The sequence below is a fragment of the Corynebacterium sp. HMSC073B01 genome (assembly GCF_001838255.1).
Lineage (GTDB): Bacteria > Actinomycetota > Actinomycetes > Mycobacteriales > Mycobacteriaceae > Corynebacterium > Corynebacterium jeikeium_D.
Genome location: NZ_KV836151.1, coordinates 1 through 21386, shown reverse-complemented (window position 1 = coordinate 21386; position 21386 = coordinate 1). Strand labels below are relative to the sequence as shown.

Genomic DNA, 21386 nt, shown 5'->3' with positions numbered 1-21386 from the left:
TCATGTCGGAGGAACGAACCATCATTGATCCCGTCACCCTGTCGGAGATGATGGGGCAGGACTTTCCGCCCACCCCGCAACAAGCGGCGGTAATCGGTGCACCGATGGAACCAATGCTTGTTGTCGCCGGTGCCGGTGCTGGTAAAACAGCGACAATGGCTGCCCGTGTTGTGTGGTTGGTCGCCAACGGCTTTATCCGCCCAGAAGAAGTTCTAGGTTTGACCTTCACCAGGAAGGCAGCGCGCGAGCTCGGCGTCCGTATCCGCCAACAGCTGAATGCGCTTGCTTCCTCCGCTGCATTTCGTGCACAAGCTTCACCAGAGGTATTAGCAAGCCTCGAGGTCATTGCCCCAACCACGCTTACTTACGATGCTTATGCCTCTGAAGTCGTGAGCAATTATGGTCTTTTGCTGCCGACGGAGCCGGGGGTCACCATTATGGATGGCGCGACGCAGTGGCAGTTGGCCTGGGAAACAGCTCGCAATGTGACCGAAATTGATGTCGATATTGCGCCATCAACGCTGGCCAGTCGCATTATTGAGCTGGGGTCGAACATCGACTCAAACTTATCTACCCCGCAGGCGATTCGCGAGGAAACCGAAGCGTTCATCAGCAATATTGAGCAGACCCCGCAGAAGGGTAAACGCGAGGGACTAATTGGCGATCTACAGGGCATCGTCGATAAGCAGCGGGAGAGATTAGAGATTTTGCCGCTGGTAGAGCAGGTTCGAGCTCGGTGCAATGAAGAAAATGTCGCCACCTTCGGTATGCAGATGGCTCGGGCGGCCCGGCTAGCCACCGACTTCGCGGAAGTCGGGGAGGAGGAGCGGCGTCGCTTTAAGATCATCATGCTCGACGAGTACCAGGACACGTCGCACACACAGCGGCTGTTCCTGCGTGCGCTGTTCTCCGGTGGTTGTGTCACCGCTGTCGGCGATCCGATGCAGGCAATTTATGGCTGGCGAGGAGCAACGGCCGAAAACCTTGTGCAGTTTGTCAATGATTTTCCGCGGTCGGATGGGCAGCCAGCGGAGAAAAAGCAACTGACCATTTCTTGGCGAAACCCGCAGTCAGTGCTGCAGCTTGCTAACGCAGTCTCCGACCGTGCTTTTGCGGGGCAGGCTCGTACGGTAGAGGCACTGGATGCAGGGCCAAAAGCAGGCCAGGGCGAGGTGCAGCTTGCTTTCACTGCAACCGGTGAGGAAGAAGTTGCATACATCGCAGATTGCATGGAGACGCAATTACGCGAATGTGAAGCAGCTGGCAACAAGCTCGATGCCGCCATCCTGGTTCGGACAAATGCTGAATCGGCTGTCTATTTAGATGCACTGTCTGAGCGGGGTGTGCCTGCAATCATTGTGGGACTCGCTGGATTGCTGCACTTGCCCGAGGTCATGGATATCACCTCGGTGATGAAGATATTGGTCGACCCCAGTTCAGACCAGGATGCTCTGCGTCTGCTACTCAGCCCACAGTTCAATTTGGGTGCCGCGGACGTGGAGGCACTTCGCACTCGTGTAGATCAGCTGGCAATCGCAGGAAAGGACGAGTTGGCCCGCAAGAAGGGCAACGTCGAAGAGACTTCAGACTCCTCACCGCTTTCCCAGCTCGCTCGCCAGTATGACAAGCTCGTGGAAGATGCCGAAGCAGCATCGTCCGCGGTGGGGCTGGGGCACGCCATCGCCGACCCGGATATTCGTTTTTACGACGGCACCCCGCTGGCGCGCGGCAGTGTGGAAAAAAATGGGCGGTTGGTCTGTAGCGAGTCACTGAACTACACAGATGAAGCAATGGTGCGCATCGCACAGTTGGGTGCAAGCCTACGAAAACTACGCCGGTTCTCGCTGAATAAGCCTCTGCCGGAACTGGTCGAGGACATCGCTACTGAGTTTGGAATTCGCGTAGAAGCAGCGGCTGGACAGTACGGTTCTGCTACCGCGATAACCAGGCCGACAACCGCACATCTGGATAGGTTTGTCGATATCGCTGCGACGTATTCTCAAAATATCTCGGACGATGTGACAGGGTTTTTGAACTATCTGGAATTCGCTGTCGAACACGATGATGGCTTGGAACGGGCACCTATGAACATGCCGGAAAACTGTGTCCAAATCATGACTATGCACAAGTCAAAGGGCTTGGAGTGGGAAACGGTTGCTGTTCCGGGCATCACCACTAGCAAGTTCGACAGAGTTGATTTGTCATCGTGGCTGACCAATTCAGTTCAGCTTCCTCCTGGCGCAATTACTCAAGTGGATCCGCTAACGGCTAGTGCAGAAACAACAGAGGATGCAACGCAGCTTGCAGCAGGCGATTGGGCTCCTGTCGCTGATTCTGTCGACAGCAACGCCCCCGAACTGGACATATCAGGCACCGATAACCAGACCGACCTCAACAAGGTGATCAAAGCCTACAAGGAAGAGCTGCGAGAAGTGGAGAGGGAAGAAAAACAGCGCCTCTTCTACGTTGCCATGACTCGCTCCGCGAAAAAGCTCATTGTCACTGCAAGCAGGCGGCCTAATCCGAGCTTGAAGAAACCCACCGACGTGTCGGCGGACTTCGCAGCCATCGCCACTCAATTCAGTGACTATGTGGTGTCGTGGACAGATGGGGAGGACCCTGAGGTAGAGGACACTGAAGTCGATTTGGACTGCGACACTGCGGTTGATGGGGTGGTCTGGCCCGTCGATACCCTGGGCAACCGCCGAGATAGTGTGCAGCGAGCAGCCGAAAGCGTCATGCGCTACATGGGCGAAGACCAGGATGAGCGCCCCATTGCAGGTGACCTGTCTGAGGTATGGGAAACGGAAACGACCATTCTCGTGGATGAAATCCTTCGAGCTAAGGCCGCGGAGATTCATCTACCAATGCCGACAAGCATGTCCACTAGCGAATACCAAGCGATGATTGCGGATCCGGTCGCGTTTGCTCGTCGGAAAGCACGCCCGGTGCCGTTTAAGCCAAACCGATTCGCGCGCCGAGGTACGGCATTCCACGCTTGGTTGGAGAATCGCTTCGGTGCACACAGTCTGCTGGACGATGAGGATCTCTTCGGGGATCAACTGGATGACTTCCTCGGCACAGAACAAGTCGCGTCCGAACGCGAACTGGAGAAATTGAAGGCGAACTTCGAGGCATCTGTGTGGGCTGACCGCACGCCAACGCATGTAGAGGTGCCGTTTGAAATTGCCATCGGGCAGAGGCGGGTCGTCGGCCGAATCGACGCGGTGTTTAACGACAACGGGAAGTGGAGCGTCATTGACTGGAAGACAGGCCAGATGCCGCGCGGAAAGGAAAGGGAAGTAGCGGCGCTACAGCTGGCGATTTACCGCCTGGCGTGGTCGGATAGGCTGCGCGAGATGGGAATGGAAACTGCCCCCGAAGACATTGAAGCCGGGTTCTTCTACGTTTCGGCAGGACGGACGCTAATACCAGATGAAGCGCTACTGCCAAGCAGGATAGAGTTAGACAGGAAAATGCGCGAGCTGATTGGATAATCATCTACGTATGTAACTGCCGCGTGGCCGTGGCCAGTTATCCAGGTGAAAGCAGCAGTTTGTATGCGCTATTTTTCACCGGGAGGAGTTTTCATGAAAGGCAGGCGAGGAGCGGTTGCGTAATCCAATTCGGAAATCTTCGGGATACGAAACCGGGCTCAATGATCTTCCCGGGCATGCACTGCTGGGAGTCATTGGCCTGCCTGAGTCCGCGCCGAAGAATCCTTGGCGGCTAATCATACGTCGTTTGAACTACGCCGTATTTTTGCTGCTGATTGCATCCGTCGTGGTCTACTACGACCGCAACGGATATACGGAGCCTCTCACCTTCATCGATGCGGTGTATTACTCGGCTGTCAGCCTGTCGACGACGGGTTACGGTGACATCACGCCGGTGACACAGAGGGCTCGATTACTCAATATTTTGATCATTACGCCACTGCGCGTGGCCTTCCTTGCTCTCTTGGTCGGTACTACTCTGACCGTTTTGACCCAAGAATCTCGGAAAACCCTGCAAATTCAGCGCTGGAGGAGACAGTTGCGCAACCACACCGTCGTTATCGGATACGGCACCAAGGGTCGTTCTGCCATTGCAGCTCTTCTCGCGGACGGCGTAGATCCGGCAGAAATCGTTGTTATTGATACGGACAAGGAAGCACTCGATCACGCTTCGAATCAAGGCTTGGCGACGGTGCATGGGTCGGCTACCAAATCCGATGTGCTGAAGTTAGCTGGTATTCAGCGTGCCCGCTCTATAGTCGTTGCACCGAACAAAGATGACACAGCGGTGCTGGTCACGTTGTCGGTCCGTGAGTTGGCGCCGGGTGCCTCAATTGTGGCCTCGGTGCGTGAATCAGAAAACCGCCACTTGTTGACGCAGTCAGGTGCAGACCAAGTGGTTATTTCTTCTGAAACCGCCGGCCGAATGCTGGGGCTGGCCACGGTGACTCCTTCGGTGGTTGAGATGATGGAAGACCTCCTGAGCCCGGATGAAGGATTCTCTGTTGCAGAGAGGCTGGTCACCGAAGAGGAAATCGGTGCCAGCCCACGGCACCTCGCGGATATTGCACTCGGCGTGGTGCGCTCGGGTGAGCTGTACCGAATTGATTCACCGGAGTGTGAGTCGGTGGAGCCAGGCGACCGGCTGCTGTACGTCCGCCGTGTCTACAGCAATGACGAATAGCACTCGACCAGTTTAAAAATGGGGTCTAACAACTTTTGACTTACTCAGAGGCGGATGTGAACAAGCCGGATTATCTAGCTGGGCTGGATCCAGACCAGCGCGAGGCAGCAACGGCTCCGATGGGGCCGGTGTGCATTCTTGCTGGAGCCGGTACAGGTAAGACCCGAACAATTACTCATCGCATCAAGTACCTCATTGACCAGGGGTTTGTGCAGCCGCAGAAGGTATTAGCGGTGACATTTACCTCGCGTGCAGCAGGGGAGATGCGCGACCGCCTGGCAAAGATGGGAACGCCTGGAGTCCAGGCGCGTACTTTCCACTCGGCAGCTCTTCGCCAGCTGCGCTACTTCTGGCCCCAAGTCGCCGGTGATATGCCCTGGCAGCTGTTGGATGACAAGAAATTCCGTGTCGTCGCCCAAGCAGTACGCCGGGTGGGCCTGGACACCTCCAAGGAAACGATCCGCGATGTCATGGGCGAGATTGAGTGGGCGAAGGCCACTCTGGCCGGTGCGGATCAGTACCAGGCCGCGCTGCGGGAGCATGGGCGCACGGCACCTCTGTCTGCGGAAAAAATTGTCGATTGCTATCGCGCTTACGAGGACATAAAAACCACTCCTGACGGGCTATTGCTTGACTTCGACGACCTGCTCATTCACACCGCCGGTGCGATGGAGAATTCCCGTGCAGTGGCGGAGGAATTCCGCAACCAGTATCGGTGCTTCGTCGTCGATGAGTACCAGGATGTCACCCCGTTACAGCAGCGAGTTCTCAACGCCTGGCTGGGAGACCGTGACAACCTGACAGTTGTCGGGGACGCCAACCAGACGATTTACTCTTTCACAGGCGCGACTCCGCAATACCTGATGAACTTCTCTCGGGACTACCCGGAAGCCACAGTGGTCCGCCTGCAGCGGGACTACCGATCGACCCCACAGGTCGTCGAGCTGGCCAACAATGTCATCGGCCGTGCGCAGGGCCGTATCGCCGGCTCGCGGCTGAAGCTGATTGGGCAGCGTGAAGACGGCCCGGAGCCGACTTTCAATCAGTACGACGATGAGCCGATGGAAGCTCGCGCGACCGCGCGCAGCATCAAGCGACTTATCGACGCGGGTACGCCGGCATCGGAGATTGCCGTTTTGTACCGGATTAACGCACAGTCCGCAGTTTTTGAGCAGGCTTTGTCCGAGGTAGGAGTCGCCTACCAGGTTCGTGGCGGGGACGGTTTCTACCAGCGTCCCGAGATCCGCGATGCCATCGCAGCACTTGTGCGAGTTTCCCGTTCCTCACGGACTGTTCCGACATTGCAGGGCACGAATCTGTTGGATTTGGTCAAGCAGGTTTTCGCGGGTCTTGGCATGACTGACCAAGAGCCGGAAGGCGCTGGTGCCAGGGAACGTTGGCAGTCACTACGCGCCCTATTTGACCTGTGTAAAGACATCGTTCATGCCAACACCGAGGTCAATATCCAGGCGCTCCTCGGCCAATTGCACACCCGGCAGCAGGCCAAACATCCACCGACGCTGGATGGCGTGACGCTGGCTAGCCTGCATGCAGCCAAGGGGCTGGAGTGGGATGCGGTGTTCCTCGTTGGGCTTACCGACGGTTCGCTGCCTATCCAACATGCGCTGAATAAATTCGACCGTTCTCCTGCGCAGGGGGCGGAAGCCATCGAAGAAGAGCGCCGTCTGTTCTATGTCGGCATTACTCGAGCCCGCGAACATCTGGAGCTATCTTGGTCATTGTCGCGGACAGAAGGCGGCCGCAGGTCACGTCGCCGCACACGATTCCTCGATGAACTCGACATTGATGTCTCTGACTACTCGGCTGAGGCACAGCGAAGCTCAAGGAGCTCTAGTTCCCGCAGTAAGCGTCAGCAGTCCAAACAGTGCAAGGGCTGTACTAAGCCATTGCACACCGATGCCGAGCGGATCTCAGGGCGTTGTGAAGAGTGCCCAGTCAGTGCGGATCCTGCACTACTGGAAGCATTGCGTGCATGGCGCTTGGAAATGTCGAGGGAAATGACGGTCCCCGCATTCGTGATCTTCTCCGATGCGACCCTTCTGGCCATCGGTGAGCAGCAGCCGACTACGCCGGAGGAACTTCTGCAGATTCCCGGAATTGGAGAAGCGAAGCTCAATCATTTCGGCGAAGGCATCTTGGGAATCGTCAATTCTTTCGTGAATTCCTAGTCAGATTCTGCTCAAGGCACTTCGAATTACATGAACTGCATATGCGAGTTGCCATGACCACACACTGGGCACTGCGGGTGGGGAGCAACAGTAGTGCGGGTGATATCGAGGCTTTCCAGATCTATGCGCACCTCCGTTGCACATAGATCTGAGAGATCCGGCCGCCGCAGCTGCCCAACCAACAGTGGCACCGCTGTGTTCAGCCATTCCGGTGCGGCCACGGGCGTAAAAGTGCGAAGCTGTAGCGCAATCAGTGCCCGGACGGGGTCGCGGTCTCGTCGATAAGCTTCGAAACACATCGAGCAGGGCCCTTGACCTGGTTGAACAAGCGGCCCAAGAATCAGTGCCCCATCGCGGAAATGCGTGTGCAGATGCTCAATTCCACGATGAAACAGAGCGCGAACCAAGGGCATGCTCGGTACTTCCATGCCCGTGACCACCGCGAGCCCGATCTCTTCCGGTGTGGATTGAGATATTTTTAGCGTCGCATTGCGAGTGGGCGACATTGCCGTCGTCCAACTACCACAACCCGTGCGACGAAGCTCCTTTAAAAGTCCGGTGCGCAAGCTGTCCCGACCGATCAGCGTAATCCTCCGCCGTGTCGGTGGTTTTTGGACCAGCGCGGCTCGGTGAAGGTCGGAGATAAGTGCGGTAATGAACTGCGGTGACAGTTTGTCGTGACTGTCAGTAAAGGCCTCGCTTAAGGTGCTACCTCTATGAGCTGCAAGAAGCGCCGAGAAGACAGGCCCCGGCGGGGTGCCGTCGGAAAGCGGCAGAATCATGCTGCGCTCCGGTTCCACGCCGAACTGAATCCGCGCGCCTGGGCGCATGACAATCGGTACCTCCGGCCGCAGCGCGTAGTCCGTGGCAGGCGCGGCAAGTGTTTGTGCAGCGGGTGCGTGCGAACCTATTACGCCAGCCGTACCATCCCGCCCCCGAGACGTATCCCTGTATTCCCCCATAAAAATATCTTTTACCCCGGGGCCAGCTTTTACGCAATCGCAGCGCAGAGCATATACGCTTAAAAAGCATGAGCACCAAGCGACCTGAGTACGGCCCGGATGTTGAGGTTCGGCGCTCGAAGCGCCGCCGCCGTACTGTGTCCGCCCGCGCGGAGGGAAACCGGATCATTGTCATGGTTCCGGACGATCTCAGCGCCGCTGCGGAAAAACAGCAGGTCAATGAAATTGTTGCGCGAGTGCGGAAGAAAGTTGGCAGCAACCTGGATAATTCCGAGCTGGAGCGCCGCGCACGGCTGCTCTCTCGTACGGTGCTGGAAGATCGCCCGCGGTTCGAGTCAATCAAATGGGTCAAGAACATGTCGCGCAGGTGGGCATCCGTCACCGGCGGTGTCGATAGTCCTGGGCGCATTCGCATTTCGCACAGGCTTGCCGACGTCCCGGGGTACGTCCTCGACGATGTCATTGTGCACGAACTGGTGCACACTTTCGTCGACGGTGGTCATACCGAAGAGTTCTGGTATTGGGCGGCAAAAGCCCCGTACCACGAACGGGCACGGGGCTATTTAGAGGCGTATCAACGCTGGGGAACCCAGAGCTAACTCGCTACTTATCGTCGTCGGCGTCACTGTCGTTGCCCTCAGCCGCGCGCTTTTCGGCCTCTTTGCGCAGCTGCTCTTCAAGCTCTGCGATCGGGTCGAAGTCATCGTTTTCCGAGCCGCCAAGGACCGAATCAATAAAGGCCGCGGGTTCATCCAAATCCTCTGCCACGGGCAGGAAGTCCGGGTGATCCCAGACCTTGTCGCGTCGCTCGATGCCCACAGCGGTGGTCAGACGGTGCCACAAGTTGGTTGCCTCACGCACCTTGGGGGATCCGAGGTCAATGCCGGTGGCTTTCTCCAGCGCCTGTTCAGCACCTTCGGTGGCGCGGCGACGACGCCAGGCTTCATCCAGCTGTGCGGCACCCGATAGACGCTCACCGAGGGCATCGGTGACAACCATGTCCACCCATCCCTCGACCAGTGCTAGCAGCGTCTGGAAACGAGTACGAGCATTCTCGTTACGAGAACGAATCTTCGGGCTCAGATCCATATTCTGCAGCTCGCTCATAGCCTCCTGCATACGCTGCGGATCCTGCATGTTCTCAATATCCAGACCGCGGGCGGCCTCTTCAATCGCCGAGTAATCGATGACGATGCCGGCAGCGTATTCCTCGACAGAGGAAATCATGCGTTCAGCCAGCCATGGCACGCGGTCGAAGAGACGTTGGTGGGCAGCTTCGCGGGCAGTGGCGTAGATAAACAGATCGCGCGCTGGAACCTCGAGTTCCTCCGCGAGAGCGACGAGATGCGTTGGCAGCAGTACCGCCGCACCAGTGGTGTGTAGCGGCAGCCCGAGGTCAGAACCAGTCAGGCTCGTCTGTGCCAACTCCGCCAGCGCATTTCCTAGCTGAGTACCGAAACTCATCGAGTTCATCTGGCGCATGATGCCCAGCATCGGCCCCATCATCTCGCGAGCTTCCTCTGGAACACCCTCGAGGGAGGCATCACTCATGCGGCTGGCGACGGGATCGACAAGGCGAGTCCATGTCGACTTGGTGTTCTCCAACCACTGCAGGCTATTCCACGCTTCTACGCGGTTGACACCAGCCGGCAGGGAGGTGACGTCATCTAGCCACAGTTCGGCCAGGCGCAGGGAATCAGTCAGCGCCTCGCGGGCCGAGTCCTTCACCGGAGCCGGGTTACCAAGACGGGTCCGCGCAACGCGCTCGGCCGCGTCGTAGTTGACAGGGCCAGAGTTAGACTCCTGGAATCGCTGCCCCATGCCGGAGAACATCTCGCCGAACTGGTTGAGAATATCGCCCAAGTTCGGCTGGTCCCCCTTGCCGGAGGCGCCGCTGCCGGGCTGCCCGGGGCCGCCGAAACCGAAGCCACCGGCGCCGCCCATGCCACCGAAGGGAAACCCGAAGAAACCGAAAGGACCGCCCTGGCCGCCCTGACCGCCCTGACCGGAGTCATTGTTGCCAGCGTCGTCGCGATCGTCATCATTGTCGTTCGGACCAAAGCCAAATCCGTTAGAACTCATGCTCCCACCGTACCGGGCAATGACCCGCGTGAGTACTTAAAAGCACCACTTTATTGGCAACTTCGCGCCCAGCGAACAGACACGGACAAGATTCATCAGGTGTCCAGTAGGCAGATAGCGAGAATGTAGGGTGTTATTTGTGAATCGTCGTACCCAAACTCTTGTTGCGGGCGCTGTGCCCATCGCCGCGTTGGCAACTGTGCTCTCGCTGCCAACGCTGACAGTGCCCTATGCCGCGCAGGGGCCTGGCCCGGTCTTCGATGTTCTCAGCGATGTCGAGGGCAAGAGCATTATCTCGGTCAGTGGCAGTGCTGCGGACTCCGAACTCTCTAAGGGCACGCTGGATATGACAACCGTCGCAGTCAGACATAACCTGACATTGCCGCAGGTCATTGGCCTGTGGTTCGATCGTGACAACGATATCGTCCCCATTGAGGCGGTCTTCCCTCCGGGCCAGAGTCAGGACGAGGTGGAAGAGGAGAACAAGGCTGCATTCACCGAGTCAGAGGCCAACGCCACCTCCGCTGCGCTGGCACATCTCGGGTTGCCGATGGAAGTCACCGTCGCCTACACAGTGCCGGATAGTCCCGTCGATGGGCGACTGCATGAAGACGATGTGATTCTCGCCGTGGATGGGGTGGCCGTAAGCAAGCCTGAGCAAGTCAAGGCGATTATTGCCGGACGCAACCCGGGCGATACTGTCACGTTGAGGGTCAAGTCTGCGACCGTCGACAAGCAGAAGACTGCTAAGGGCGAGGACTCTGACCCCGAGAAAGCCGTCGATATTTCTGTGACACTGGCGGAAAATCCGCATCAGAAGAATGCCGCGCTGCTCGGCGTTGGGATGGGGGCGCAATCCGCGGACGACACCAAGGTTGAGTACCAGCTCAGCGGCATTGGAGGTCCGTCTGCGGGGCTCATGATGACGCTCGGAGTGATTGACAAGCTGAGTCCAGGCGATTTGACCGAGGGGCAGCACCTCGCTGGCACCGGCACTATTGACGCTGCCGGCAACGTGGGCGAAATCGGTGGCATTACACACAAAATCTCGGCCGCCCGAGATGAGGGCGCCGAGATGTTCTTCGTGCCGGAAGGCAATTGCGCAGAGGCTGTGACTGCCGACCGAGGCGATATGAAGTTGGTAAAGGTCTCTGTGCTTGACGACGCGCTTGCGGCAATCGAAAAGCCGGAGACCGCGCAGACCTGCTCGTAGTTTTTGTCGTAGTCCCTACGAGCAGCTGCTAGTTTCAGCTAGTTCTTGCTGAAGGCCTCGAAGTTTTGCTGAGACTGCCATTTATCAATCTCTGCCGCCGTTGCGCGCAACTGCGGGTCAAATTTGAGGTAGGCCTTTGTCTCGCGCGCAATGAGCCCGGACAGGACAATCAGACCGATGAGGTTCGGTAGCGCCATCAGGCCGTTGAGAGCCGAGGCGACGGACCAGACGGTTTCCAGATGAGTAACAGCGCCGACGAAGACTACGCAGGTGAAGACCGCACGGTAGAGACCGGTGCCGCGGCGACCGACCAGGGACTCGAATGCGCGCTCACCGTAGTAGGACCAGCCCAGCATGGTGGAGAATGCGAAGAAGACAACCGACAGCGTGACGATTGTGCCACCCCAGTGGCCAGGTAGACCGCGGGAGAATGCCTCAGCAGTCAGAGCGCCAGTGTCGACGTTGCCATCCTGCCAAACACCGGTGCTGATGATAACCAGGCCGGTGAAGGACACGACGATGATGGTGTCAATGAAGGTCTGAGTCATGGAGACCAGACCCTGACGAACCGGGTGAGTGGTCGATGCGGCGGCAGCGGCGATAGCACCGGAACCCAGGCCCGACTCGTTGGAGAACAGGCCGCGGGCAACACCCATCTGCAGGGCGAGAATGAGCGTGGAGCCTGCGAACCCACCAACGGCCGCGGTGCCGGTGAAAGCATCGGTGAAGATGAGCTTGAAGGTCTCGGGCAGCGCCGAGACATTGGCGACGAGCACCCACACGGCCGCACCGATGTAGAGCACAATCATCATCGGCACAAAGCCGGCGGTGATGCGGCCAATCGACTTAATGCCACCCATCAGCGCCGCACCTACCAGGATGAACATGATCATGCCGGAGAGCGTCGGATTGATGTCGAAGCTGTTTTCCAGGTTCGAGGCCACGGCATTGCCCTGGGTCAGGTTGCCGATACCAAACGCTGCCAGCGCAGCAAAGACGGCGAAGAGAATACCGAGCGTCTTACCAAAACCATTCGGGATGGCCTTGCGCAGGTAGTACTGCGGGCCACCGGACTGTTCGCCAGCTGCATCGACCTGACGGTACTTCACACCCAGGAATGCCTCGGAGTACTTCGATGCCATACCAAGCAGGCCGGTCACCCACATCCAGAACAGCGCACCGGGTCCACCCAGGCCGATCGCGGTAGCGACACCGACAATGTTGCCGACACCGACTGTTGCCGCGAGAGCCGTCGCAAGCGCCTGGTAGTTGGTGATATCTCCCTCGGCGTCTTCGTCGTTACGGTCGATGAGTCCGAGGCGCAGTGCCGGGCCGAGTTTGACCAGGTGAATTGCACCCAGGCGAATGGTCAAAATGATTCCGGTGCCGATCAGCGCGGGGATCAGGAGATACGGACTCCAAATAAAACTATCCGCCGCTGAGGCAAAATCGCTGAAGCTTTCCATGCTGTGGAACTTTACTGGTAGAAAGCCTAAATTCGATCATTAATTTCTCAGAAAATGATTATTGTGCTACTAATTCGCCACAAGTGGGGGTAAACACATTCCGACGAAAGCAAAAACTATTCCGCCAATCAGTGTGAGAGCAAGGTACCCACATGCCCTCCAAAAGTGTTGGTTCTTAAGGCGTACGATCTCTCCGGCGAGTGTGGACCACGTCGACAGGCCGCCGGCGAAGCCAATCATTACCGTCGCATAGGCCAGAGCAGGCGTCATGCCATTGCTTATCGACGTTCCCCGCGACCACACCACAGCAGCGACACCGGCGACGAAGCAGGCAATCATATTCGCGGTCCACGTTCCGGGTAGTTTGGAATCAGCCCACTTCACCGCAAGTTCGGCCAGCGCATAGCGCAGCGCTCCACCTACTGCCGCGCCAACTGCGATAGCGAGGATGGCAGAGAGTGCCGAGGAAAAAGAGCCGAGGAGATCGCCGGTCATTCCGCGACCTCCCGTGCGCACTTGGTGCCCAACCAGTAGGCGAGAGGGCAGCACAGCAGATGAATAAGTCCGACGCTCACAATCAGTACGACTGACGTGTCCGCTTGCACCAACAAGAGAATGACAAATGCGGAGAAAGTGGTGAAACCGCCACAAAAGCCAGTACCGCAGAAAGCGGAAAGCCGAGGATTAGCAAACGCGATACTGCTGACCAGGCCGAAGAGAAAGCAGCCCAACAAGTTGATGGCAGTGGTCGAAACTGCGCTAGTTCCCGAGCTCACAATCGCATCGATTGCCGCGCCGAGCAGAAAGCGACTTACCGCGCCAATAGCGGCACCGCCGGCGACAACCAGGGCCATGAGAACCTGCGCCCGTCCTGCTGATGGCAGTTTCGCAACGACAGATTCCTCATTCACGGTGAAAACGCTAGCACAGTGGCGAAAGGGGAGGTAGGCGCCGACAATTCGGAATCTTTCACCAGGAGGTGTTCCCGTCGGCACGCGACAATCTACCTACTGCACCCTATTGCAGGGGCGAGTTTGCCTTACCGAGTGGTTCTTGCCATGCGCGCTGACCCTAAAACGGGGACACTGGGGAAGAGGAAGCGCATTTAAGTCCGGTTTCCCCATTCCGGCCGGCTCGTCGGCGGTGAAATCGGTGGTTGCGCAGTTCGCCGATTCAGCAGGAGGATACCCACAATGGCTCATGAGCGCGCCGGGCAATTGGCCCAGCCATCCGACCTTATCGATGTCGCGGAACTGGTCACTGCTTACTACACAAAGCACCCGGACCCGAATAACCCCGACCAGAAGGTCGTCTTCGGTACTTCCGGTCACCGCGGTTCCTCCCTCGACGGCGCTTTCAACGAAGACCACATTCACGCCACTACTCAGGCAATCGTGGATTACCGCAAGGGCCAGGGCATTGAAGGTCCGCTCTACGTCGGTCGCGATACCCACGGCCTGTCCGAGCCGGCAATGATTTCCGCCCTCGAGGTGCTCACGGCCAACGGCATCACCGTGATGGTTGACGCTCAGGATCGCTACACGCCGACTCCGGCAGTCAGCCACGCGATTCTGACGTACAACCGCGACGTGGAGGGAGGTCCGACGGGGAGTAGCGCCGCGCGTGCCGACGGCATCGTGATTACCCCTTCCCACAATCCGCCACGGGATGGTGGTTTTAAGTACAACCCGCCGACCGGTGGTCCGGCGGACGCGGATGCGACGGACTGGATTGCAGCTCGTGCTAATGAATACTTGGCTAAGGGCCTGGATGGGGTTAAGCGCCAGCTGGTGGATAAGGCCGGAGACCTCGTCGTAAAGCACGACTACCTCAACGCATACGTGTCGGACCTGCCGAATGTTGTCAACCTCGACGCCATCCGTGATGCCGGCGTGCGTATCGGCGCCGACCCAATGGGTGGTGCGTCGGTGGATTACTGGGGCGCAATTGGCGATGCGCATAACCTAAACCTGACCGTGGTCAATCCGCTGGTTGATGCGACCTGGCGTTTTATGACGCTGGATACAGACGGCAAGATTCGTATGGACTGCTCCTCGCCGAATGCGATGGCGTCCTTGATTGGTAACCGCGATGAGTTCGACATCTCCACCGGCAATGACGCGGACTCCGATCGCCACGGAATTGTCACACCGGACGCGGGTCTTATGAACCCGAACCACTACCTGGCCGTTGCCATTGACTACCTCTTTGCGCACCGTCCGGGCTGGTCGCAGGAGACCGCGGTCGGTAAGACGCTGGTGTCTTCGTCGATGATTGACCGCGTCGTTGCCAATTTGGGCCGCAAGCTCGTGGAAGTTCCAGTCGGTTTCAAGTGGTTCGTCCCGGGTCTGCTCGGCGGCACCATCGGCTTCGGCGGTGAAGAATCCGCTGGTGCATCGTTCCTGCGTCACGACGGAACTGTGTGGTCTACCGATAAGGACGGCATCATCCTGGATCTCCTGGCCAGCGAGATCAAGGCCGTGACTGAGAAGACTCCATCACAGCTCTACGCAGAGCTCGCCGATAAGTACGGTGCCCCGGCTTACGCCCGCACCGATGCGGACGCAACCCGTGAGCAGAAGGCAATCCTGAAGAAGCTCTCGCCGGAGCAGGTCAAGGCCGACACCCTGGCAGGGGAGACCATTACAGCCAAACTGACTGAAGCACCGGGCAACGGCGCTGCGATTGGTGGCCTCAAGGTGGTTACGGAGAACGCTTGGTTCGCGGCACGTCCGTCGGGCACTGAAGATAAGTACAAGATCTACGCGGAGTCCTTCAAAGGCGCGGATCACCTGGCACAGGTTCAGGCTGAGGCACAGGACGTGGTTTCGGCAGTTCTGAACGGGTAATCGGTAACCATTGGGCTAGCTGTAAACAGTTAGCCTGTACTAACATTTCTGTGTATGAAGAATTTCGTAGGCGTGGTGGCACGATTCGGCCTGGCTGCAGTTTGGTTGTACTCGGGTCTTATCAAACTACTGAACCCGCTGGAATCGCGTCAGGCAGTTCAAGCTTATGAGCTGCTGCCGAGCGATTTGGTGCCGATGGTAGCGGTTGCGCTGCCCGCTTTCGAAGTTATCCTCGGACTCCTGCTGGTATTGGGGCTTTTCTTGCGCCCGGTAGCGGTGTTGTCTGGCGCGCTCTTGCTGGTGTTTATCGGCGGCATTATCTCGGCGTGGGCGCGCGGCCTGCAGATTGACTGCGGTTGCTTTGGTGGCGGTGGCTACGACGAGAACGCTGACGCGGTTTCATATCTAAAGTCAATCGCCCGAGACATCGGTTTTCTGGCCTTGGCTGTATTTGTGTACGTGTGGCCGTGGAAGAAGTTTGCCATTTACGCCTAGTCCGCTGGCTAGAGGGGAAGCCTAGGGGATAGGCCAGGGGAATGGGGCAAGGTGATGGGGCCTAGCGATGCGGCCTAGCAACCATTTCTGTTTTCTCAGGCGCAATTGTGTCATTGGCAAGAAAACACCGCTATCGTAAGCGGTGTGAGTCAGAAGATTAAGAATCCAAATGAAAAGGGCAGTGGCTTCGTCGTCGGCCTGATTGCTCTTCTTGCTGTCGTTGCAGTTGTTATTGGTGGCGTTATCTACATCGGCCGGTCGCAGCCGATTGAGGGACTGCCAGATGAGGACGTCGACTTCTCCGTCGCACTCGACGGCGATGTCATCCGACTGAGCAAGGACGGCGCCGAAGGGGCTAAAACAGCCACGATTTTTGAGGACTTCTCGTGCCACTACTGTGCTCAGATGAGCGAAGAGGGTCACGATGATGAGCTCAAGGCGCTAAACGACGGCAAGCTTGTCGCTGAATACCGCACGCTGAACTTCCTGGATGGTCAGGAGAAGGAGCAGCGTGACGGTCACTCCACTCGCGTCTTCGCGGTTGCCCGCAAGATTGCTGAGACCGGTGATGCTCGCGCATATTGGAACTTCCGCACAATGATGATGGCTGACCAGCAGAACTCTGTCACGTGGAGCGATGATGAGTTGGCTGACCGTCTGGAGCAGCTCGGTGTTGCTGACGAAATTGTCAGCGAAGTCCGTTCCGGCATCGACACCACCGAGGCTAAGGCAAGCGCAAATGCCAACTTCGATGACCTTGAGAAGCGCTTGGGCAAGGTTTCCTCACCGCACGTCTTTGTCGATGGCAAGGATATTCTGGAGAACATTTCCGGTGATGGCGGACTGGGGCAGTGGGTCAAGGTGGCCCTGCGCTAGGTTCCGTGCACGCTCACACGATTCATCTTCAGTTCATGTTCGGCAGATCTGCTCTAGGGCACTCGACGAATACGTAAAAGAGTGTTCTACATGCGGATTTGGTGATACATGACAGTGCCATGTAGCCTTTGAGGAGTCCACCGCGGAGGGTGAAAGCCACTTCGATGTTGATTCTGGGGCTATGGCGCAGCTGGTAGCGCACCACACTGGCAGTGTGGGGGTCACGGGTTCGAGTCCCGTTAGCTCCACCAGTATGAAATCCCTCGGTCGAAATGACCGGGGGTTTTCTTGTATCTACCCCTGGGTAGTGTGCTCGCCGTTTACCTCAATGATTGGTAATCCGTATGGCTGTAGCAACTTTGTCTGAACGGTGGAATACTGGGGGTATGGCAAACAACGACTCCGTTATTCAGAAACTGTCCACCGAAGAATCCCTTGAGCTGCTGGCTACGCAGACTTTTGGGCGACTGGTTGTTCGTCGTAAAGACGATATGGACCTTTTCCCGCTGAACTACGTCGTTCATGAGGGAAGCATTTACTTCCGCACTGCCGAGGGGTCGAAGCTCTTTACTGTTTCTCTGAACCACGATGTTCTTTTTGAGGCCGACTTTGTTGACAAGGATGCTCAGAAGGCCTGGTCGGTCATCGTAAAGGGTGACGCAGAGGTTCTCACCTCCCGCGCGGATATTAACGCTGCAGATGAGCTGCCGCTGAAGCCCTGGCTGCCGACGTTAAAGTACAACTACGTGCGCATTACCCCGAACGATGTTTCGGGTCGCCATTTCCACCTCGGGGAGGAGCCGAATCGCTACGAAGTGTAGCGGTGGCATACGGCACTTTTGCTTTACGACGGTGGGGGCTCCGTCGTGAAGCAAAGCTTGTAGCGTGCAAAGGCAGCTTTTAGTGACTGAGCACCGCCGTTAGCTGTTTTTTAAAAAATTGTTGGGTTAAATTACCCAAAAGCGCCCTAAGTGAGATTCAACGCGTTACAGTCGCAAATGTGACGTGCACCATAGAATCGACCGATGGGGTGCCAGCGCAGCCCGATGTGCGCAGGCAGTCCCCACGTATGCAGAAGATCGTAGATGAAGCGCGCGCGATGCTGCGCGAATCGGGCTGGAGTGCTATCAGCATGCGCCGCCTAGCGGCGCGGCTCGATGTGAAGGCGCCATCGCTGTACAAGCACATCAGCGGCAAAGAAGAGCTCCTTCAGCTGCTGCTGACCGAGAGCCTCGAGAATCTGGGCAAGCGTATTCACGCTGCCATTGATGAGGAATGCACTTCGGCGTCTCTGCTGCAGGCGTACCGCCAGGCAGTTCTCGACGATCCGCATGGTTACCGGCTGATGAGTCGCACTAATTTCGTGAATGTCGTCTCGCCTTCGTCGTTGGATGCCTGGATTCGTGATGCATTCATTAAGGTTGCCGGCGATGAGCCTAAGGGATTGGCCATGTGGGCGTTCGCCCACGGTTTGGTGACCGCCGAGCTCGTCCAGGATGGTTCACCTGCGCTGGAACCCAGCGCCGAAGCCGGTGTGGCAGACAGCTTGGCCGCAGTTGGGGCTATTTGGGACGCTGGAGCGGAGGCCTTCTCTTAAGGGGTTTCTCTTAAGGGGTTTGCTGCTCTGTCCGGGACGCTAGATCGGTGGCCCGGGGCAGTAGCCTAGCGCCACCAGGAATCGGCCGGTCCGGGCGGGACGGCTCGCTTGTGCCGGGAAATGGAGTAGAGGTGCTCGATTCGCGCGGCATCCTCATCTGAGACAGCCTTGCCTTCGAGGTAGTCGTCGATGGCGGTATAGGTCACCCCGAGCGCAACTTCGTCGGGAAGCGCAGGGCGGTCTTCTTCCAGGTCGGCCGTCGGCACCTTCTCCCACGTACTGGCTGGTGCGCCGGGGTGACGGAGTAAGGCCGCGCCCTGGCGCTTGCTCAGCCCCTGCAGCGGGACGAGGTCGCAGGCGCCGTCGCCGTGCTTGGTGTAGAAGCCGGTGACCGCCTCCGCGGCGTGATCTGTGCCGATGACCAAAGCGCCGTCAACACCCGCCACTGCGTACTGGGCAATCATTCGCATGCGGGCCTTAATATTTCCCTTGTTGAAATCGCTGATAGTGCTGCCGGCCAGGGCATCGGTGACCTGGGTGGTTATCGCGGCGGTGGCCGGTGCGATATCGATAGTTAGCCTTTGGTCAGGCTGAATGAATTGCAGTGCCACCTGTGCGTCGTCCTCATCGGCCTGGACGCCGTGGGGGAGGCGAATGGCAATGAAAGTGGCATCCTCACCGCCGTCGCGAAGCTTTTCGACGGCCAACTGCGCTAGACGCCCGGCCAGCGTGGAGTCTTGGCCGCCAGAAATTCCGAGCACGAATCCCTTGGCGTGCGCGGTGCGGAAATAATCGCAGAGAAAATCGACTCGGCGGCTGATTTCCTCGGCGGCATTGATGGTGGGCTGGACGTGGAGGTCGTTAATAATCTCCGACTGGAGGGGATGCGGGAAATCCTGTGTGCCTACTGGGGTCATGAGCCTCACTCTACCGCTAGTTCCGGACGGGAAAAGGGATGATTTTCCTGCCAGAAGAGTGCCAAAACTCTCATCTTTATCGAGTAAGTGCTGTTCGGATAGGGGGTCTTTGGCCGGACGGTGGCAAGATTTCCAGCGTGAGTACAACCGAACAGAATAAGACTGGACCGAACCGGGAAACCACCACAACTCGGTCGATAGCCGTGGCTATCATCGCCGCTCTGGGCGGCCTCCTCTTTGGTTACGACACCGGTGTCATCTCGGGCGCGCTGCTGTATATCCAGCGCTCTTTTGAGCTGACTCCAGGACAGGAGTCCACTGTCACCGCCATGCTCTTGGTCGGTGCGGCTATCGGTGCGTTCCTGGGCGGTCGCGTAGCGGACTCCCTGGGGCGCCGTGGCACCATCCTGCTCGGAGCGGTCGGCTTCATCATCGGCAGTATCTGGTGTGCTTTCGCTACTAGTGCGTTTTCGCTGGGTGCTGCGCGTACTTTGCTCGGCGTCTGTATCGGTGGTGTTTCCATCGTCGTACCGATGTACATCTCCGAAATGGCACCACCGCATGTGCGTGGACGCCTGGTCAGCCTGAACTCGCTGATGATCGTGATTGGTCAGCTGGTGGCGTTCCTCACCAACTCCGCCCTAGCCTCCTCCGGTAACTGGCGACTCATGCTTGGACTCGGCGCTGTCCCCGGCATCGTGCTGCTCATCGGCATGCTGGTTCTGCCGGACACTCCGGCCTACCTCGTCCGTCGAGGACAGGAGGGCAAGGCGCTGGCCGTGCTGCGTCAGATGCAGGGAGATGAGGCGACCCTGGCTGAGGTTGCCGTTGATGAGGCGTCGTCAAGCGCCGATCAGCGTGCAGCCGAGCGCCTTGCCGTGAAAACCCCGTGGGTGCGACGCACCGTCATTATTGCGATGCTCATTGGTGTGACGCAACAGGTCACGGGCGCGAACGCGATTATGTATTTCGCGCCGACGATGATGAACAAGGTTGGCTTGTCGACGGAAAGCTCTGTCTATACCTCCATCATCATCGGTATCGCCTCGGTGATTTCGTGTGCAATTGGTATGAGCATCATTGACCGCGTTGGTCGTCGGCGAATGCTGATTATCGGTTTGGTGGGCTGTGCAAGCTCGCTGCTCGTGCTGGCGCCCGTCTATGGTTTGTCGAGTAACTCTTCGACGGGTGCCATGATGTCGCTTCTGCTGATGACCGTATTTATCGTGTTTCAGCAGGCGGCTGTGTCGGTGGCGACCTGGCTCCTGATTTCCGAGATCATCCCGACAGAGGCTCGTGGCCTGGGTATGGGGCTGGCAGGGCTCGCGCTATGGGTTGCGAATTGGTTTGTGGCGCAGGCTTTTCTTCCGATGGTGGATGCTGTCGGTGGTGCGTGGTCGTTCTTCTTCTTTGCCATTACGGGCGCAATTGCGCTGGTATTCACCATCAAGGCGGTGCCGGAGACCTCAGGTAAGACGCTTGCCGAGGTCCGCGAGTACATGATTGCCGCTGCCAAGTAGAGAAGTGGAAGCAGTTGCAACGTGGGGAGTCGCGATCTTGGGGTTGCCCGTCAAAGAACATGTTTCCCCCGGATTTTTGGAGTTATTCCGCTTATTAGGTAGTATGGCAACTCGTGTCGTAACGCATCCTCTTTGATATTTCTTCGGATTATCAGGAAGGGTGCGTTGCCAGGCAGTCACTGGGGTGATTGTCCGGGGAGAGTGCAGTGTGCACATTCCCGTTTCGGAGCCGAGTAGAAAGGAGCGCCCGAATGAAGGTCCGCAAGTCCCTTCGGTCGCTGAAGAACAAGCCGGGCGCTCAGGTCGTGCGCCGTCGTGGCAAGGTCTACGTGATCAACAAGAAGGAGCCGCGCTTCAAGGCCCGTCAGGGCTAAGCCTTATTTAGGCTAGCGCGAAGCAAATAGCTTCCTCATTTATTGCCAAAACCGCAATCTGAAGTCGCAGTTTTACTGTGGCCAAAGGTTGCGGTTTTTGGTTTTTGGAGGAGGTAGGTTCAGGCGGTGACAGCGTTTATGGGTTAAGTGACAAAAAGTGTGTCCG

18 protein-coding genes and 1 tRNA gene are annotated in these 21386 nt (G+C 57.9%); 13 read left to right on the top strand and 6 right to left on the bottom strand.

Translation table 11 applies throughout. From position 1 onward, the window contains the following. Positions 1–2 precede the first annotated feature (2 nt). The 3 genes from HMPREF2849_RS04530 (at position 3) to HMPREF2849_RS04520 (ending at position 6869) form a co-directional block, all read left to right on the top strand. On the top strand, positions 3–3497 hold the full coding sequence (locus HMPREF2849_RS04530) for an ATP-dependent helicase (RefSeq protein WP_049193358.1): 3495 nt from the start codon (positions 3–5) through the stop codon (positions 3495–3497). 115 nt (positions 3498–3612) lie between these two features. After that, positions 3613–4680, top strand: coding sequence for a potassium channel family protein (locus tag HMPREF2849_RS04525; protein ID WP_016422233.1), 1068 nt, complete (start codon positions 3613–3615; stop codon positions 4678–4680). A gap of 119 nt (positions 4681–4799) precedes the next feature. Continuing rightward, positions 4800–6869, top strand: a complete 2070-nt coding sequence (locus tag HMPREF2849_RS04520) for an ATP-dependent DNA helicase UvrD2 (RefSeq protein WP_042389201.1) — start codon at positions 4800–4802, stop codon at positions 6867–6869. A gap of 26 nt (positions 6870–6895) precedes the next feature. Here HMPREF2849_RS04520 and HMPREF2849_RS04515 read toward each other — a convergent pair whose 3' ends face one another. After that, entirely contained in the window at positions 6896–7831 is a 936-nt protein-coding gene (locus tag HMPREF2849_RS04515) for a TOMM precursor leader peptide-binding protein (RefSeq protein ID WP_246822102.1), read from the bottom strand. A 68-nt stretch (positions 7832–7899) separates the two neighbouring features. On the opposite strand from HMPREF2849_RS04515, the gene HMPREF2849_RS04510 reads away from it, so the two are divergent. Continuing rightward, complete coding sequence (locus HMPREF2849_RS04510; RefSeq protein ID WP_016422236.1) at positions 7900–8430, top strand: YgjP-like metallopeptidase domain-containing protein; 531 nt, start codon at positions 7900–7902, stop codon at positions 8428–8430. Between the two features lie 4 nt (positions 8431–8434). On the opposite strand, the gene HMPREF2849_RS04505 is transcribed toward HMPREF2849_RS04510, so the two are convergent. After that, on the bottom strand, positions 8435–9913 hold the full coding sequence (locus tag HMPREF2849_RS04505; protein ID WP_069359468.1) for a zinc-dependent metalloprotease: 1479 nt from the start codon (positions 9911–9913) through the stop codon (positions 8435–8437). Positions 9914–10052: 139 nt separating this feature from the next. Here HMPREF2849_RS04505 and HMPREF2849_RS04500 point away from each other — a divergent pair, with 139 nt between their 5' ends. Then, positions 10053–11126, top strand: a complete 1074-nt coding sequence (locus tag HMPREF2849_RS04500; protein WP_048733327.1) for a YlbL family protein — start codon at positions 10053–10055, stop codon at positions 11124–11126. Between the two features lie 38 nt (positions 11127–11164). Here the strand turns inward: HMPREF2849_RS04500 and HMPREF2849_RS04495 are convergent, their stop codons facing one another. The 3 genes from HMPREF2849_RS04495 to HMPREF2849_RS04485 form a co-directional block, all read right to left on the bottom strand. After that, a complete protein-coding gene (locus HMPREF2849_RS04495; RefSeq protein ID WP_070862643.1) occupies positions 11165–12592 on the bottom strand; it encodes an alanine/glycine:cation symporter family protein in 1428 nt (475 codons plus the stop codon). A 69-nt stretch (positions 12593–12661) separates the two neighbouring features. Continuing rightward, the gene (locus tag HMPREF2849_RS04490; RefSeq protein ID WP_049172850.1) at positions 12662–13087 is read right to left on the bottom strand and encodes a fluoride efflux transporter FluC; all 426 of its coding nucleotides are present in this window, start codon (positions 13085–13087) and stop codon (positions 12662–12664) included. Further along, on the bottom strand, positions 13084–13503 hold the full coding sequence (locus tag HMPREF2849_RS04485) for a fluoride efflux transporter FluC (RefSeq protein WP_224784093.1): 420 nt from the start codon (positions 13501–13503) through the stop codon (positions 13084–13086). Before HMPREF2849_RS04485 ends, HMPREF2849_RS04490 begins: the two co-directional genes overlap by 4 nt. Positions 13504–13785: 282 nt before the next feature. Between HMPREF2849_RS04485 and pgm the strand changes: the two genes are divergently transcribed. From pgm to HMPREF2849_RS04455, 6 genes are all read left to right on the top strand, one after another. Further along, the gene (gene pgm, locus HMPREF2849_RS04480) at positions 13786–15441 is read left to right on the top strand and encodes a phosphoglucomutase (alpha-D-glucose-1,6-bisphosphate-dependent) (protein ID WP_070862642.1); all 1656 of its coding nucleotides are present in this window, start codon (positions 13786–13788) and stop codon (positions 15439–15441) included. Between the two features lie 54 nt (positions 15442–15495). Then, positions 15496–15936, top strand: a complete 441-nt coding sequence (locus HMPREF2849_RS04475) for a MauE/DoxX family redox-associated membrane protein (RefSeq protein WP_048733317.1) — start codon at positions 15496–15498, stop codon at positions 15934–15936. A 144-nt stretch (positions 15937–16080) separates the two neighbouring features. Then, positions 16081–16812 (top strand): DsbA family protein, encoded by a 732-nt coding sequence (locus HMPREF2849_RS04470; protein ID WP_016422244.1) that lies wholly within the window; start codon positions 16081–16083, stop codon positions 16810–16812. Between the two features lie 175 nt (positions 16813–16987). After that, positions 16988–17063, top strand: a tRNA-Ala gene (locus HMPREF2849_RS04465). Between the two features lie 135 nt (positions 17064–17198). After that, positions 17199–17633, top strand: coding sequence for a pyridoxamine 5'-phosphate oxidase family protein (locus HMPREF2849_RS04460; protein ID WP_048732964.1), 435 nt, complete (start codon positions 17199–17201; stop codon positions 17631–17633). Positions 17634–17812: 179 nt separating this feature from the next. Beyond that, positions 17813–18409 (top strand): TetR/AcrR family transcriptional regulator, encoded by a 597-nt coding sequence (locus tag HMPREF2849_RS04455; protein ID WP_052317807.1) that lies wholly within the window; start codon positions 17813–17815, stop codon positions 18407–18409. A 65-nt stretch (positions 18410–18474) separates the two neighbouring features. On the opposite strand, the gene nadE is transcribed toward HMPREF2849_RS04455, so the two are convergent. Further along, positions 18475–19326 carry an ammonia-dependent NAD(+) synthetase gene (gene nadE / locus HMPREF2849_RS04450; protein ID WP_070862641.1) on the bottom strand — a complete coding sequence of 284 codons (852 nt, stop codon included), beginning with the start codon at positions 19324–19326 and terminating at the stop codon, positions 18475–18477. Positions 19327–19364: 38 nt separating this feature from the next. On the opposite strand from nadE, the gene HMPREF2849_RS04445 reads away from it, so the two are divergent. Continuing rightward, positions 19365–20846, top strand: coding sequence for a sugar porter family MFS transporter (locus HMPREF2849_RS04445; RefSeq protein ID WP_141744329.1), 1482 nt, complete (start codon positions 19365–19367; stop codon positions 20844–20846). 251 nt (positions 20847–21097) lie between these two features. Next, positions 21098–21220, top strand: a complete 123-nt coding sequence (ykgO, locus tag HMPREF2849_RS04440) for a type B 50S ribosomal protein L36 (RefSeq protein ID WP_005511141.1) — start codon at positions 21098–21100, stop codon at positions 21218–21220. Positions 21221–21386 lie beyond the last annotated feature (166 nt).

What these genes read in the sequence shown, in the direction of transcription:
- HMPREF2849_RS04460 (WP_048732964.1), top strand. Translation starts at nt 17,199, where the DNA reads ATGGCAAACAACGACTCCGTTATTCAGAAACTGTCCACCGAAGAATCC.
- HMPREF2849_RS04510 (WP_016422236.1), top strand. Translation starts at nt 7,900, where the DNA reads ATGAGCACCAAGCGACCTGAGTACGGCCCGGATGTTGAGGTTCGGCGC.
- HMPREF2849_RS04520 (WP_042389201.1), top strand. Translation starts at nt 4,800, where the DNA reads ATGGGGCCGGTGTGCATTCTTGCTGGAGCCGGTACAGGTAAGACCCGA.
- HMPREF2849_RS04515 (WP_246822102.1), bottom strand. Translation starts at nt 7,831, where the DNA reads ATGGGGGAATACAGGGATACGTCTCGGGGGCGGGATGGTACGGCTGGC.
- nadE (WP_070862641.1), bottom strand. Translation starts at nt 19,326, where the DNA reads ATGACCCCAGTAGGCACACAGGATTTCCCGCATCCCCTCCAGTCGGAG.
- HMPREF2849_RS04475 (WP_048733317.1), top strand. Translation starts at nt 15,496, where the DNA reads ATGAAGAATTTCGTAGGCGTGGTGGCACGATTCGGCCTGGCTGCAGTT.
- HMPREF2849_RS04445 (WP_141744329.1), top strand. Translation starts at nt 19,365, where the DNA reads ATGATTTTCCTGCCAGAAGAGTGCCAAAACTCTCATCTTTATCGAGTA.
- pgm (WP_070862642.1), top strand. Translation starts at nt 13,786, where the DNA reads ATGGCTCATGAGCGCGCCGGGCAATTGGCCCAGCCATCCGACCTTATC.
- HMPREF2849_RS04495 (WP_070862643.1), bottom strand. Translation starts at nt 12,592, where the DNA reads ATGGAAAGCTTCAGCGATTTTGCCTCAGCGGCGGATAGTTTTATTTGG.
- HMPREF2849_RS04490 (WP_049172850.1), bottom strand. Translation starts at nt 13,087, where the DNA reads ATGACCGGCGATCTCCTCGGCTCTTTTTCCTCGGCACTCTCTGCCATC.
- HMPREF2849_RS04505 (WP_069359468.1), bottom strand. Translation starts at nt 9,913, where the DNA reads ATGAGTTCTAACGGATTTGGCTTTGGTCCGAACGACAATGATGACGAT.
- ykgO (WP_005511141.1), top strand. Translation starts at nt 21,098, where the DNA reads ATGAAGGTCCGCAAGTCCCTTCGGTCGCTGAAGAACAAGCCGGGCGCT.
- HMPREF2849_RS04530 (WP_049193358.1), top strand. Translation starts at nt 3, where the DNA reads ATGTCGGAGGAACGAACCATCATTGATCCCGTCACCCTGTCGGAGATG.